Here is a 14,324-nt window from a genome sequence, read left to right as displayed (position 1 = left end):
GGGCCGACAAATCCCACCCCTACCCCTCCCCTGACCGGGAGGGAAAATATAATAACCCTCCCCAAAGGATTTCGCGTTGCAGGACGGCGGCAATCGGGCACCCCCCCGGCCACATAGTTCACTATGTAGCGGGGATGGACGAGTGCGGCCAATACACCTGCAGCGAGCAAGACGAAGGGGGCCTCTGGAGACTCTGTGATGAATGACAATATTTATCAGCGGATAGAAGACAGTGCGCGTTTCAGGGAGTTAGTTGAAAAACGGCAACGGTTTGCCACGATCCTGTCGATCATTATGCTGGCAGTTTATATCAGCTTTATTTTGTTGATTGCCTTTGCCCCCGGCTGGCTTGGCACGCCGTTACACGCCGGAACCAGCGTCACCCGAGGTATTCCGATTGGCGTAGGGGTGATTGTGATTTCATTTGTGTTAACCGGAATTTATATCTGGCGGGCGAACGGTGAATTCGATCGTCTTAACAAGGCCGTATTGCATGAGGTGAAAGCATCATGAAGAGAGTCCTGACGGCGCTTGCCGCCACACTACCCTTCGCCGCTCATGCGGCGGATGCCATCAGCGGTGCGGTTGAACGCCAGCCCACCAACTGGCAGGCGATCATCATGTTTTTGATTTTCGTCGTGTTTACGCTCGGCATTACGTACTGGGCCTCTAAACGCGTACGTTCCCGTAGCGACTACTACACCGCTGGCGGTAATATCACGGGCTTCCAGAACGGTCTGGCGATTGCTGGCGACTATATGTCTGCGGCGTCATTCCTGGGCATTTCCGCGCTGGTGTTTACCTCCGGCTACGATGGGTTGATTTATTCGCTCGGCTTCCTCGTCGGCTGGCCAATCATTCTGTTCCTGATTGCCGAGCGCCTGCGTAACCTGGGACGCTATACTTTTGCGGACGTTGCCTCTTATCGCCTGAAACAGGGACCTATTCGCATTCTGTCGGCCTGTGGTTCGCTGGTGGTCGTCGCACTTTATCTGATAGCCCAGATGGTCGGTGCAGGGAAACTGATCGAACTGCTGTTCGGCCTGAACTACCACGTTGCGGTGGTACTGGTTGGCGTACTGATGATGATGTACGTGCTGTTCGGCGGGATGCTGGCGACAACGTGGGTACAAATCATCAAAGCCGTCCTGCTGCTGTTCGGCGCCAGTTTTATGGCCTTTATGGTGATGAAACACGTCGGCTTTAGCTTCAATAATCTGTTTACCGAAGCCATGGCAGTACACCCGAAAGGCGCAGCGATTATGAGTCCGGGCGGTCTGGTGCAAGACCCAATTTCGGCGCTGTCATTGGGTCTGGGGCTGATGTTCGGCACCGCCGGTTTGCCGCATATTCTGATGCGTTTCTTCACCGTCAGTGATGCCCGTGAAGCGCGTAAGAGTGTGTTCTATGCCACCGGTTTTATGGGCTATTTCTACATCCTGACCTTTATTATCGGCTTTGGTGCCATCATGCTGGTGGGGGCGAACCCGGCCTATAAAGATGCCGCAGGCGCGCTCATCGGCGGTAACAATATGGCGGCGGTGCATCTGGCGAATGCGGTAGGCGGCAACCTGTTCCTCGGTTTTATCTCCGCCGTGGCCTTCGCCACTATCCTTGCGGTCGTCGCTGGCCTGACGCTGGCGGGCGCATCAGCGGTGTCGCATGACTTATACGCCAACGTGTTCCGCAAAGGCGCAACCGAGCGTGAAGAGCTGAAGGTATCGAAAATCACCGTCCTGGTGCTCGGCGTTATTGCTATTATTCTCGGCGTCCTGTTTGAAAACCAGAACATCGCCTTTATGGTGGGCCTGGCGTTCGCGATTGCCGCGAGCTGCAACTTCCCCATCATTCTGCTTTCCATGTACTGGTCAAAACTGACGACGCGTGGCGCCATGCTGGGCGGCTGGTTAGGTTTACTGACGGCGGTTGTGCTGATGATTCTTGGCCCGACGATTTGGGTGCAGATCCTCGGCCACGAAAAAGCAATCTTCCCGTATGAATATCCGGCGTTGTTCTCTATCAGCGTGGCGTTCCTTGGGATCTGGTTCTTCTCAGCCACCGATAACTCAGCAGAAGGCAACCGTGAACGCGAACAGTTCCGCGCCCAGTTTATCCGCTCCCAGACGGGGTTCGGCGTAGAACAAGGACGCGCACATTAATTTTATCGTTTCCTCCGGCCTGCGGGCCGGGGATATCAAAACATTACCTTCGCGACCAGCGGTGCGGCTAATACCATCACCACACCGGATAACATCATCACCAGGCTGGCAACCACACCTTCCTGTTGACCCAGTTCATATGACCGCGCCGTACCCGCTCCATGTGACGCCGCGCCGAATCCGGCTCCTTTCGCCATGCCTTCACGTATAGACAACCGTAAAAATAACGCATCGCCGACTGCCATACCGAACACCCCCGTGACGACCACGAACAGCGCAACCAGATCGGGCTGACCGCCCAGTGGTTCTGCGGCCGCCAGCGCAAACGGTGTGGTAACGGAGCGTACCGCCAGGCTACGCTGGATCTCATCCGACAATGTGAACAGACGCGCCAGCCACACGGAACTGGTAACGGCCACCACCGTCGCCGTCACCACGCCAGCAGTCAGCGACATCCAGTGGCGTTTGATAATCGCCAGGTTATCGTACACTGGCACCGCAAAGGCGATGGTCGCGGGCCCGAGCAACCACAGCAACCAGTGCGATTCGCCAATGTAGTTTTGCCAGGAGATATGGCCAGCTAGCAACATCAGCACCAACAGCGCAGGCGTCAGCACCAGCGGCATCAACGGCAGTTTGCGAAAACGGCGATAAAGACGTTTGTTGGCAAAATAGATCACCAGCGTAATGGCCAGACACAGGATGCTAAGCTGAAAATTAGTCACGATTTAACCTGCTCATCTCGTAGCGATACACTTTATCTACCACCCAGGCGGTTGCGCCTAGCACCATCAACGTGCTGAGCGCAATTACCGAGAAAATGCGCCAACCGTCCACCAGCAGCAGATGGGCGTAGTTCACTACCGCCACTACCGCGGGAACAAAAAATAACAGCATCTCCGCCAGCAACCAGCGTGCGCCTGCGCGTACCCAGCTAAGCGGAATAATCCGGCAGACGATCAGCGCCAGCATGAGCACCATGCCGACCAGATTTGCGGGTAATGGCAGATGCAGCCAGGAGACAAGGTATTGGGCAAAAATGAATAAACCTGCATACAACAGTACCTGAACCGGAACCTGGAGTCGTTGCACAATGGCAGGCGTAACGCGGCTTATCGCCACAGCCATGGGGGAATGTCCTGAAAAATATTACGGAGCGCCAGTATAGAGAACCTCCGTCACGGGCAGAAATGAATTAAAATCATTGCAGACATAGTCGGAAGGAATAATCATGGATATCAGAACGCTGCGTTATTTCGTTGAGGTGGTGCGCCAGCAAAGTTTCACCCGCGCAGCGGAGAAGTTATTTGTCACCCAGCCCACCATCAGCAAGATGCTTAAAAACCTTGAAGATGAGCTCAACTGTACGCTTCTGATCCGTGACGGACGTAAGTTGTTGTTAACCGATACCGGACGCGTAGTGTTTGAACGCGGCCTGGCGATCCTCGCGGAGTTTCGCCAGTTAGAGGCCGAGCTGAGCGACATTAACCATCTCAATAAGGGCTTGCTACGGCTCGGTATTCCTCCGATGGTCGGCGTGTTGATGGCCGGCCCAATCAGTTTGTTCCGGCAGCGCTATCCTGGCGTTGAACTGAAAATTTCTGAGTTTGGCGGCCTGACGGTGCAGCAGGCGGTGATGAACGGCGAGCTGGATGTCGCGATGACCGCACTTCCCGTGGAAGAGGAGAGCGGTCTGACGACGTTATCGTTGTTCAGCCATCCCCTGTGCGTACTGGTCCCCCGTTCTGAGCAGTGGGTGCGCTGCGAATCGATTGCCCCCGACGCGCTGGCTGCGCATCCGTTACTTATCTACAACGAAGATTTTGCGCTCAGTCGCCAGTTGATGGCGCTTTTTTCTCAGTACGGCGTCAAACCCAGGATTGCGGTGCGTAGCGGCCAGTGGGATTTTCTTGCCGCGATGGTACAGGCAGGGGTTGGGCTGGCGATTTTACCCGAGCCGATTTGCCAACGGCTGGATAAAACCACCCTGCGCTGGATCCCGCTGGAAAGTGATTTACGCTGGCAGTTAGGCATGATCTGGCGCGAGGGCGTCTATCTTTCGCACAGCGCTCAGGCATGGTTGACATGTTGCGAGGGGTTTTGGCTGAAACAACCGTAAGCAATGGGCTAAAACCCTTTCCGGATGGCGGCGCAAGCACCTTATCCGGCCTACCCGTAGGCCCGGTAAGCATGGCGCCACCGGGCAAGATTAAAGGTTAATGGTTACTGGTTTTCAATCAGCAATGCTTCCATCAAATCCAGATCATGCAGCAGCTTTTGCAGCGTTTCGTTGCTGATTTCGCGCGTAGCGCGCAGATGGTACAACTCGGCGCGCTCGGAACGTAGCGCCGCGAGGCGGAAACGCCGCTCCAGGTTTTCTTCCTGTATGGAGCTTTCAACATCGTTTCGCCCATCGGCACGGCGACGCAAGTTACCAATAACACGAGAACTGACTTCGGTAAGCAACTGATTATCGATGTTTTCTTCGGTATCCGCCGCCAGACGCTCTTCCATTTTCTGAATGGCGACAATCGCGACTTCTGCCGTTGCGGCACGCGCGATTCGCTCTTCTTTCAACTGCTGAGCATGGTCGGCGACTTCCAGATGTTGCAGCAATAGCGGCAACATGACCACACCAACAAATAATGAAAATAAAATGACGCCAGCCGCCAGGAATACCAGTTCATAACGCGCCGGAAACCCGCTGCCATCCGGTAACAATAACGGTATAGAGAGCACACCCGCTAAGGTGATCGCCCCACGAACGCCGGCGAAGGAAGCAATCAGAATTTCACGTGACGTCCAGGTGGCAAACTCCATCGGTTTCTTCTTCAAAAAGCGCAGGCTGAACTTTTTCATTACCCACAACCAGCCGAAGCGCACCAGCATTAATGCCACATAAATCAAGACAATATCGGTAAACAGCATCCAGGTTTCGACATTCGGGTCAGCTTCCGCCGCTGCCAACGAGGATTCCAGGATCCCGGGTAATTGCAGTCCCAACAACAGAAAGACCATGCCGTTGAAGACAAACTCCAGCATTGCCCAGGTACTATTAGCACGCAAGCGCATCGCCAGCGGCGCACGACGCATCACGCCAGAACGAGTGATGGTCATCCCGGCGGCGACCGCGGCCAGGATGCCTGACACGCCAATATGCTCGGCAATCAAATAAGACGCGAAGGGCAACAGAAACAGCAGTACGATTTGTGTCGCCGGCTCATCGCCGCCCCAGCGGCTGAGAAAGCGCAACGAACGTCCATACAACCAACTCACTACGAAGCCAGCCAGAATGCCGCCAATCGCCACTTTGAAGAACTCAAGCGTTGCTCCGCCGACGGTAAAGACCATGGTTCCCATCGCCACCGCAACGGCAAACTTCAACGACACCAGACCGGAGGCATCGTTCATGAGTGCCTCACCTTGTAAGATCCCCATAATTTTCTTCGGTATACGCCCCTCGCCCACAATACCGGAGAGCGCTACCGCATCGGTTGGCGACAGTACCGCGGCCAGCGCGAAAGCGGGGATCAGCGGAATGCCAGGCACCAACCAATAAATCAGGAACCCGATTCCAACGACCGTCACCAGCACCAGCGCCAGCGCCAGACCGAAAATTTCTCGTCCATGTTCAAGAAATTCCCGGGTCGGCGTCTTCCAGCCATCTGCAAACAGCAACGGCGGAATAAACAGCACCAGGAAGAGTTCCGGGTCGAATTCCACATGCAAACCAAACGTCGGCCACGCCAACAGCGCGCCAATGGCGATCTGCATAAGGGGTAAAGGAAGCTGGAAGGGTAATACACGCGTAAATACCCCCGACAGCGAGACCACAAGGGTCATGATGAGTATTGTGAAGAAAATTTCCATGCGTTCCCTGTTTGCGATGTTTTTATGATGGAAAAGGCATCATGCCTCGGTTTTACCTTCTCCAGATTAACGCAAAAGGTAACGTCATGTGTCCTGAAAATGAAAACGGGCGGCCAATGCCACCCGTTTTTCGGAACGAAGACGGGACTAGATAGCCCAACCTCCGGCATAAAAAGCGACCAGCGCGACTGCAATAATAACTGTTCCGATATTCAGTTTACGCCACTCACCGGAGACCAGACGTCCGACAACCAGTGTGGCAAAGCCGATCATAATCCCGGTTACAATGTTACAGGTCAGTACAATAAATACTGCTGTCACCAGCCCCGCCATCGCATCGACGAAATCAGAAAAATCGATTTTCGCCACATTGCTCAGCATCAGCAGGCCGACATACATTAACGCCGGGGCCGTTGCATAAACGGGAACCAGGTAAGAGAGCGGAGACAGGAACAGGATCAGCAAAAACAGTACGCCAACGGTAATCGCCGTCAGGCCCGTTTTGCCGCCTGCTGCCGTACCTGCCGCAGATTCAATATAGACCGCCGCCGGCGCTGCGCCGACCAGTCCGGAGAAAACGCTGCTCAGGGAATCGGTAGTCAGCGCTTTACCGCCATCGATGATTTGTCCATCTTTGTCCAGCAAATTAGCCTGCCCCGCGACGGCACGGATCGTTCCGGTAGCATCAAACACCGCCGTCATCACCAGCGCCAGAACACTTGGCAGGACGATAGGGTTTAACGCCCCCATAATGTCCAGGCTGCCAATCAATGAGTTACCGTTCTCATCGCTCAACGAAGGCATGGCGAAAATTCCGGAAAAATGGACATTAGGATCGAAGAGCAAACCGACAATTGAAATACCAATAATCGTCAACAGGATGCCACCGGGGACTTTCAGTTTTTCCAGACCGAGAATGACAGCCAGCCCCACTAACGACATGATGACCGGGAAGGTATCAAAATCGCCCAGCGCGACTGGCAACCCATCCAGCGGGTTTTTAATCACCAACCCCACACCGTTGGCGGCGATGAGCAGCAAAAACAGGCCAATCCCGATACCGGTTCCGTGTGCTACGCCCTGTGGCAGGTTACGCAAAATCCAGCTACGAATGCCGGTGGCGGAGATAATGGTAAACAGTACGCCCATCAGGAATACCGCGCCAAGCGCGACCGGAACGCTAATATGCTGCCCTAATACCAGGCTAAACGCGGTGAACGCCGTCAGCGAAATTGCGCAACCGATAGCCAGCGGGAGATTCGCCCATAGCCCCATAGCGATAGAGCCGACGCCGGCGACCAGGCAGGTCGCCACAAAGACAGCCGCAGGCGGAAACCCGGCTTTACCCAGCATTCCCGGCACTACGATGACAGAGTAAACCATCGCGAGGAACGTGGTTAAGCCAGCAACGACTTCCTGACGAACGGTACTCCCGCGTTGTGAAATTTTAAACCAGGCGTCGAGCGAACCGCCGGTACGCGCTGAAGGCGTAGACATAGAAAACATCCCCTGAAAATTTATTTTTCGTTAGTATGCGTGGGAGGCAATCCACAAACTGCACAACGTTATCTTCTGATGCGACGTTAACAGCAACCGGGGTGCCGTAAAAAGCAAACGTTTAGCTCCACGCATACAAAACGGGTGGCAAAAAAAAGCAAACGATTATCCAGCGATCGTAAGCGCTTTTTCAACTGAACTTTGCCGCTTTTTATGCTTTTCTTTTTATTATGCTCAATAAACCATCAGACGATGCGCAAACGTTATCGTGACTGCGCAATCCGGCAACAATTTTTCGCTTAGCTATTCGCAAATGCGTTGCGCAACTGGTTCGCAAAAACGTCATTATTCTCCGGGGATGGAAAACGGACCGCCCTGCTGAATCGCCCGCTGCCAGGCGGGACGCATTTCCACCCGCTTTTTCCATGCGCTAATATGGCTAAGGTTACCGATCCCGCTTCTGGCAAGCAGCGCAAATAACGGGAAGCTCATCTGGATATCCGCCATACTTAATTGCTCACCGGCAAACCAGGGGTGATTTGCCAGGTGCCCATCAATAAAACGCGCATGGGTTTCCAGTTGCGGAGTGAGGTACGCTTTTTGCGCGCCTTTGCCAATAGCGCCGCCCAATGTGCGCAGGCCCAATGGCACTGGTGGCTTCCCCAATGAGGAAAAAAGCAGCTTCATCAATAGCAATGGCATTAATGAACCTTCAGCGTAATGTAGCCAAAATCGATAGTGTTGTTTTCCTTGCGCATCAGCCGGTTTAAAACGCCCAATACTGTCGTAAGTCTCTTGCAAATACTCAAGAATAGCGCCTGATTCCGCAATCACCGCGCCGTGATCTTCGATAACCGGAGACTTGCCCAGTGGGTGCACTTTTTTCAAGGCTGGCGGCGCCAGCATCGTCTTTTCACGCTGATAACGCACAATCTGGTAAGGCAACGCCAGTTCTTCCAGCGCCCAGAGGATACGCTGGGAGCGAGACTGATTTAAATGATGCACCGTCAGCATGACTGTCTCCTGTAAGGTATGCCAACTAACTATAGAAAATTATGGCAGTTGCCGTAAAAATTTCGGCTAAAAAATCAGCATTTCACTGGCAAACAGAACGCCGTGACATACACTTACAGTATCAACACAAACCGGAACCTCCACCACGTGCTCGATATGAGGGGTGTTGACGTCGGGGGAAACCCTCCTGTAAATCAGCGGGATAGAGCGAAAGACAAAGACCGGAAACAAACTAAAGCGCCCTTAGCGGCGCTTTAGTTTTATGGATCTTTTGCCCGATGGCCGACTCCGTGTTAATCATCTTCAAGCAGCCGGGCACCTGTACCCTGTTCCCCAAGCCTGTCGCCTGGATTTCGTAGCGGGCAGTCGCTACGTGATAAGCAACCGCAGCCGATACAACCGTCAAGCTCATCGCGCAGCGCCACCAACGTATGAATACGCCGGTCTAACTCTTCACGCCACTGCGAGGAGAGTTGCTTCCACTCCTTTGCACTTAATGTATGCCCTTCTGGCAAGACGCCGAACGCTTCACCGATGGTCGCCAGCGGGATACCGATACGCTGGGCAATCTTGATAATCGCAACATATCGCAACACGTCACGCTTGTATCGCCGCTGATTACCACTGTTGCGAATGCTGGTAATTAATCCTTTGCTTTCATAAAAGTGCAGGGCGGATACCGCAACTCCACTACGTTTTGCAACTTCGCCCGGCGTAAGTAAGGCTTTTAAACGGGGGGATTTTTTTTCCATAAATCGCTTTACCTCAAGTTAACTTGAGGAATTATACTCGCCCGCAGACAAAACGACGAATCGAATACTGTTTAAGAGGCAACAATATGTCGCATCAGCAGATAATTCAGTCCCTTATTGAATGGATTGATGAACATATCGACCAACCGTTGAACATTGATGTTGTGGCCAAAAAATCGGGTTACTCCAAGTGGTATCTGCAGCGGATGTTCCGTACGGTAACGCATCAAACATTAGGCGAGTATATTCGCCAGCGCCGTCTCCTGCTGGCGGCGGTTGAACTACGGACGACCGAGCGCCCGATTTTTGATATCGCGATGGACCTGGGTTATGTATCGCAACAAACCTTTTCGCGTGTCTTCCGCCGCGAGTTCGATCGTACCCCCAGTGATTATCGTCACCGTCTGTAGGACATTTGCCCGCGTATCGTCAGAGACGTGGGCGAGTGTTGTAGCCAGGCGATGAACTCATGCGGCGGCAGCGCTTTCGCAAAATGCCATCCCTGACAATACTGGACGCCGCGCTTTAGCAGCCAGCTAACCTGCTCCCCCGTCTCAACCCCTTCGGCAATGATTTTTAGCCGCAAACTTTGTGCCATTTCAATAATATGCTCCACAATCAAATGGCTGGTACTATTGGTGGTTAACGTATCAACAAATGATTTATCAATTTTTAAAAGATCAACATTTAATGAATACAGGTTATGTAAGTTTGAATACCCCGTGCCAAAGTCATCAATAGCCACTTCATAACCCGCCTGGCGAAACGCCTGAATGATTGGCGTCATTTTAGGTACATCAATAAATCCGCGCTCGGTCACTTCAACCTTTATCTGTTGCGCCAGCACTGAATACTGACGCGTTTTTTCATGAATCATCGCGATTAACCGCGAAGAGAGAAAATCGGCGGCAGAGAGATTAATAGAGATATAAAGGTGAGGATGTGCGGCCAGAAAATAACCTAAATCATTAAATACCCCTTCGACGACATAATCGGTAATTTGCTCAATCATCCCCTCTTTTTCCGCCAGCGGAATAAATTCGCCAGGACTCATCACCGGACCGCTATAACCCGGCCAACGCAACAGCGCTTCAGCGCCGACACACGTCCCGCTACGGATATCAATGATCGGTTGATAATGAAGGCAAAGCTGATGTCTGGCAATGGCGCGTTGTAGCAGCCGGCGCGGGGAGTGATATGCCTGCCGGGATCGTGACCACACGAATAAGACGAGAATGCTACAGATGATCCCTAACGGAAGAGTTAACGTAAGCTGATGGAAGCGGTTCTGGTAAAAACGTGCATTTGAGGTTGAAACAATGGCGGCAATCGGTCGTTTTGCTGATTTAACCAGCGTATAAAAACGCTCTCCCTGTTGGAAAATAGGCTCACCCCGTCGCACCAAAGGTAATAGCTCGGCAGCCTGCGCCAGTTCACTCAGGGAGAAAAAGGTTTTGGTCAACGTATCATATATTCCCCAGGCTAGCGCCGGATCGTCTGACATGACCTCGCTATAAGATAAGGGATTGATCACCGCTACATAGCTTCCCCGCTGCATATACGTCATTTTATAACCACTGAAAAAAGGTGTATCACGATAGTAATAAATAGCGAGGTCAGGTTTACGTTTATAGTCAGCACGGGAAATAAAATAAGGGCTATCTGGCTTCATCACCGTAGAGCATAAAAAACGCTCGCCCTCGGCATAAATCATCTCGTTAATGTACAAACGACCACGGATAATGTTCAGCATTCGTTGTTGATGTGCAGGCGTACAAGCCTGCCCTGAATATTGTTCGGCAGCATCCAGAGCCAAGTCCGCCTGCAGGATAACCCCCTCCGTTTTATCTAATACTAACTGCGCAAATGCGTGTAGCTGATTTCTGGTTTCAGAGACTGCCCGAATATGCGCAAACCATATCGCCAGTAATACAGGAAGTAACACCACCATGAACGTTCCGAGAAAGCTCAACACCTTACGTCGTGTGCTATGACTCATTTTCAGCCTATTTCCCTGCATTATATGTGACTATTATTAGCAAAACAGGAGGTGATACCAATGGATGTTTACGGTGCATGAATCTACCAATATTAGCAATACACATTTATTGGTCAACATTTACTATTAATGGGTAAGCGTCGTACGCACTACATAACAGGCAGGAGGCCGAATACTTGCGAAAATATCAGATTTATACCGAGGTATAACGCCCTGGTATAAATTTTTATCCACTTCTTTTGATAAATAACTTGATATTTTTATTAGGCCTGAATTTCACGTAGAAATAAAAGAGCAATAATAATACATCTTTACTTTCCGTCTATTTTTGTGCGCCCCTTCTAAACTCGCGCAAAAAATGAGGTTATAAAACGCACAAAAATAGCATAGCGATCTGGTGAATACGCCACCATATGTGATATAGTTCACAAAAATAATGAAACAGAAACAATGTTTCATTCGATGTTGATGTGATGTCCGTTGATAGCCTGAATGTCCCACGCTTCCCGTGAACACCCCGTGCTGTCCTGGACAAAGGTCTATTCAGAGGAAATGTTTCATGGCTGCCATAACCACTGGTGTCGTTCTTCTCCGCTGGCAATTGTTGAGCGCCGTGCTCATGTTTTTAGCCAGCACGCTCAATATCCGTTTCCGCAAATCAGATTATATTGGCCTGGCGGTGATCAGTAGCGGTCTGGGTGTCGTATCCGCTTGCTGGTTTGCCACCGGTTTACTGGGTATCACGATGATGGATCTCGCGGCTATCTGGCACAACATTGAAGCTGTTATGGTCGAAACAATGAGCCATACTCCGCCAGAATGGCCAATGGTGCTAACCTGATGCGCTATCGTGGCCAGATTCAGTCGCCCTCCGGTTATCCCAACACGAAAAAAAACAGACCAGCTTGTGTCGCTGGTCTGCCTTATTAAGCGATATACCCTTATAACAACAGCTTATCTTATTTTACGTTAATAGTTTATCCGGAGAGCAATCACGGATTATTTTTCCGCCTTTCATCACCAGAACCCGGTCAAAATACTTTATCAGATATCGACGATGCGTCACCATGATCAGGGTTTTCCCATGGATAAATTCGTCTAAGTTATCAAAAATTTGCTTCTCGGTATTTTCATCCAGATTTGATGTGGGCTCATCCCACAGAAAGATGCTGGCATTACTACTCAGGCTCCGCGCTAATAATAGCTGCTGCTGTTGTCCGGATGACAGGTTTTTAGCCATAAAATTCACCGGGAATTTCAGTCCCATAGGGTGCTGTAAAATAAAACCACAGTTCGCCAGCTGAAGCGCTTTAAGCACCCTCCCCCTGTCATTTTGCGGTTTCAACGCGAAGTTGCTTTCAATTGTTCCGGTGAATAAAACATCATGTGTCGTCACCACACTTAAATGCTGAGAGAAAAAGTTTTGCGATAAATGTCCTAAGTTATATCCATCATATAAGATGGCGCCATCTGTTGGCGAAAGATAGCCGGAGAGCATACCCAATAGTGAGCTTTTACCTGCGCCACATTCGCCTATCACAGCGACACGTTGCCCGGCAGGTATGTCGATAGAGAGACGGTTAATAATCACCGGAGATTGAGAATCGTACTGATAACTCACGCCCCGGACGGCAACATCGCCATGACATTTTGATATTGATTGTAGCGCTGGCATTTTTTCTGCCTGTTCTTCATCAAAAAAAGAAAGCAGATCCTTGCCTGTTTTTTCTGCTGATAAGATAGAGATCAATGTAGAAGAAAAATTTGAAATGATGCCAGAAATACGACCTGAGACAATGACAGATGAAACAATTGCACCTGTGGTCACATCACCTTTAATTACCATAAAAAATGCTATTACCATAATGGTTATTTGGGTAATAGATGACATACTGCCCAGTATAGATTGGTAGATAAGATTTAATTTCCTTATCTTCAGGTTAAGGTATGATTGTTCATTTGATGTGTTAACCCAATCGAAGAGTAATCCCTGATTATTTAAGGTATGGATCATTTTAATAGATAAAAAGACCTCCGAAATAAAAATATTTCTGTTTTTTTGCCCTTCTTTTTGTTTATTCATCAACTCATTGGTATAATGATGGTTAACGATGGAAATAACAATGGATATTATTAACATAGTTACAGGAACAATAACCACCAGACCTAAATTTATATAGATAACAATAAGAAATATAATAAATATTGGGATATCTGCTATCCGTTGAAAGATCGAATTTAATAAAACGGGCTTTATTTTCTGAAACTCATTCCACAGCACGAATGCCGATGACATGGATCTGCCATTTTTCTTTTTACTATAAAGAACCGCCTCAAGAAATGCGATATCTATATCGACATCATCCTGCCTTGCTGTTATGGATTGATAAATATCTTTGGAGGTTCGCAGGATAAATTCAAAAACAATAAACACGGCGACAAGTATCGTGACACCTAACAACGATGAGACCGAAGCACTTGGAACCAGCTTATCATAGAATAAGTTACTAAATACTGGAATAGTTAACGCAAAAATTGCCATAAAAAGAGACGAAAAGAAGTATTTAGTATAAAAAATCTTATTCATTGATAAAGAGTGTTTGATAATATTCTGTACTCTTATACTATCAACGACTTTATTTAACGGCATGATACTAAATGCCGATAATTGTTTTAAGTATTCGTCCGGAATCTCAACATAACAGAGTTCCCCTCGAGCGTTGACCAGTTTTACTTTTTGCCCGCCGCTAACACACACCATCCATTTCATTTCAGGTGTTAATAGTAAAATCGGCATAGGCTCGTTTAATAAATCCTCTCCGCTACTAAATAATATATCCTGTAAAGAAAGTCCCAGTGACAGGAAGAAATTCTTCATTTGTATAGAGTCATCTGTATTATTCCTGTCGTATTTTTTAAATCTGATATTGATATCATCTTCTTTGATATCAATCTTTATATTGAATTTTTTAGAAACTATAGACAATGCCGTTTCTGCGCTTAAATAATAGGGTTCTAAGTTTTTATCCATAA

The 14,324-nt window shown here is 49.8% G+C and carries 13 protein-coding genes; 5 read left to right on the top strand and 8 right to left on the bottom strand.

Annotation, left to right across the window (positions count from 1 at the left end; translation table 11 throughout):
- Positions 1 to 198 precede the first annotated feature (198 nt).
- Both SBG_RS19470 and actP read left to right on the top strand, forming a co-directional pair.
- On the top strand, positions 199 to 513 hold the full coding sequence (locus SBG_RS19470; RefSeq protein WP_000999380.1) for a DUF485 domain-containing protein: 315 nt from the start codon (positions 199 to 201) through the stop codon (positions 511 to 513).
- Positions 510 to 2,159 (top strand): cation/acetate symporter ActP, encoded by a 1,650-nt coding sequence (actP, locus tag SBG_RS19465; RefSeq protein WP_000832540.1) that lies wholly within the window; start codon positions 510 to 512, stop codon positions 2,157 to 2,159. Before SBG_RS19470 ends, actP begins: the two co-directional genes overlap by 4 nt.
- A 35-nt stretch (positions 2,160 to 2,194) precedes the next feature.
- On the opposite strand, the gene SBG_RS19460 is transcribed toward actP, so the two are convergent.
- Entirely contained in the window at positions 2,195 to 2,884 is a 690-nt protein-coding gene (locus tag SBG_RS19460; protein WP_000181100.1) for an LrgB family protein, read from the bottom strand.
- Complete coding sequence (locus SBG_RS19455; RefSeq protein ID WP_000257345.1) at positions 2,877 to 3,287, bottom strand: CidA/LrgA family protein; 411 nt, start codon at positions 3,285 to 3,287, stop codon at positions 2,877 to 2,879. The genes SBG_RS19460 and SBG_RS19455 overlap by 8 nt, the downstream gene beginning before the upstream one ends.
- A gap of 103 nt (positions 3,288 to 3,390) precedes the next feature.
- Between SBG_RS19455 and SBG_RS19450 the strand changes: the two genes are divergently transcribed.
- Positions 3,391 to 4,278, top strand: coding sequence for a LysR family transcriptional regulator (locus tag SBG_RS19450; protein ID WP_000354958.1), 888 nt, complete (start codon positions 3,391 to 3,393; stop codon positions 4,276 to 4,278).
- Positions 4,279 to 4,382: 104 nt separating this feature from the next.
- Here the strand turns inward: SBG_RS19450 and SBG_RS19445 are convergent, their stop codons facing one another.
- The 4 genes from SBG_RS19445 to soxR form a co-directional block, all read right to left on the bottom strand.
- On the bottom strand, positions 4,383 to 6,029 hold the full coding sequence (locus SBG_RS19445; protein WP_000402190.1) for a Na+/H+ antiporter: 1,647 nt from the start codon (positions 6,027 to 6,029) through the stop codon (positions 4,383 to 4,385).
- Positions 6,030 to 6,176: 147 nt separating this feature from the next.
- A complete protein-coding gene (ghxP, locus tag SBG_RS19440) occupies positions 6,177 to 7,526 on the bottom strand; it encodes a guanine/hypoxanthine transporter GhxP (protein ID WP_000106897.1) in 1,350 nt (449 codons plus the stop codon).
- Positions 7,527 to 7,871: 345 nt separating this feature from the next.
- On the bottom strand, positions 7,872 to 8,540 hold the full coding sequence (locus tag SBG_RS19435; RefSeq protein ID WP_000958569.1) for a glutathione S-transferase family protein: 669 nt from the start codon (positions 8,538 to 8,540) through the stop codon (positions 7,872 to 7,874).
- A gap of 293 nt (positions 8,541 to 8,833) precedes the next feature.
- Positions 8,834 to 9,292 carry a redox-sensitive transcriptional activator SoxR gene (soxR, locus tag SBG_RS19430; RefSeq protein ID WP_000412688.1) on the bottom strand — a complete coding sequence of 153 codons (459 nt, stop codon included), beginning with the start codon at positions 9,290 to 9,292 and terminating at the stop codon, positions 8,834 to 8,836.
- Between the two features lie 86 nt (positions 9,293 to 9,378).
- On the opposite strand from soxR, the gene soxS reads away from it, so the two are divergent.
- Entirely contained in the window at positions 9,379 to 9,702 is a 324-nt protein-coding gene (soxS, locus tag SBG_RS19425; RefSeq protein WP_000019481.1) for a superoxide response transcriptional regulator SoxS, read from the top strand.
- Here soxS and SBG_RS19420 read toward each other — a convergent pair.
- Positions 9,690 to 11,291, bottom strand: a complete 1,602-nt coding sequence (locus SBG_RS19420; protein ID WP_000019879.1) for an EAL domain-containing protein — start codon at positions 11,289 to 11,291, stop codon at positions 9,690 to 9,692. The genes soxS and SBG_RS19420 overlap by 13 nt on opposite strands.
- A 559-nt stretch (positions 11,292 to 11,850) precedes the next feature.
- Between SBG_RS19420 and SBG_RS19415 the strand changes: the two genes are divergently transcribed.
- Positions 11,851 to 12,132 carry a YjcB family protein gene (locus tag SBG_RS19415; protein WP_000719057.1) on the top strand — a complete coding sequence of 94 codons (282 nt, stop codon included), beginning with the start codon at positions 11,851 to 11,853 and terminating at the stop codon, positions 12,130 to 12,132.
- Between the two features lie 123 nt (positions 12,133 to 12,255).
- On the opposite strand, the gene siiF is transcribed toward SBG_RS19415, so the two are convergent.
- Positions 12,256 to 14,322, bottom strand: coding sequence for an SPI-4 type I secretion system protein SiiF (gene siiF / locus SBG_RS19410; RefSeq protein ID WP_000360090.1), 2,067 nt, complete (start codon positions 14,320 to 14,322; stop codon positions 12,256 to 12,258).
- Positions 14,323 to 14,324 lie beyond the last annotated feature (2 nt).

Origin of the sequence: Salmonella bongori NCTC 12419 (assembly GCF_000252995.1) — a bacterium.
GTDB lineage: Bacteria > Pseudomonadota > Gammaproteobacteria > Enterobacterales > Enterobacteriaceae > Salmonella > Salmonella bongori.
This window is presented reverse-complemented; position numbering and strand designations above follow the sequence as displayed.

Excerpts from the sequence above, each read along its gene's own strand:
- soxS (WP_000019481.1), top strand. The coding sequence starts at position 9,379 with ATGTCGCATCAGCAGATAATTCAGTCCCTTATTGAATGGATTGATGAA.
- soxR (WP_000412688.1), bottom strand. The coding sequence starts at position 9,292 with ATGGAAAAAAAATCCCCCCGTTTAAAAGCCTTACTTACGCCGGGCGAA.
- siiF (WP_000360090.1), bottom strand. The coding sequence starts at position 14,322 with ATGGATAAAAACTTAGAACCCTATTATTTAAGCGCAGAAACGGCATTG.
- SBG_RS19415 (WP_000719057.1), top strand. The coding sequence starts at position 11,851 with ATGGCTGCCATAACCACTGGTGTCGTTCTTCTCCGCTGGCAATTGTTG.
- SBG_RS19420 (WP_000019879.1), bottom strand. The coding sequence starts at position 11,291 with ATGAGTCATAGCACACGACGTAAGGTGTTGAGCTTTCTCGGAACGTTC.
- ghxP (WP_000106897.1), bottom strand. The coding sequence starts at position 7,526 with ATGTCTACGCCTTCAGCGCGTACCGGCGGTTCGCTCGACGCCTGGTTT.
- SBG_RS19445 (WP_000402190.1), bottom strand. The coding sequence starts at position 6,029 with ATGGAAATTTTCTTCACAATACTCATCATGACCCTTGTGGTCTCGCTG.
- SBG_RS19450 (WP_000354958.1), top strand. The coding sequence starts at position 3,391 with ATGGATATCAGAACGCTGCGTTATTTCGTTGAGGTGGTGCGCCAGCAA.
- SBG_RS19455 (WP_000257345.1), bottom strand. The coding sequence starts at position 3,287 with ATGGCTGTGGCGATAAGCCGCGTTACGCCTGCCATTGTGCAACGACTC.
- actP (WP_000832540.1), top strand. The coding sequence starts at position 510 with ATGAAGAGAGTCCTGACGGCGCTTGCCGCCACACTACCCTTCGCCGCT.
- SBG_RS19470 (WP_000999380.1), top strand. The coding sequence starts at position 199 with ATGAATGACAATATTTATCAGCGGATAGAAGACAGTGCGCGTTTCAGG.
- SBG_RS19435 (WP_000958569.1), bottom strand. The coding sequence starts at position 8,540 with ATGCTGACGGTGCATCATTTAAATCAGTCTCGCTCCCAGCGTATCCTC.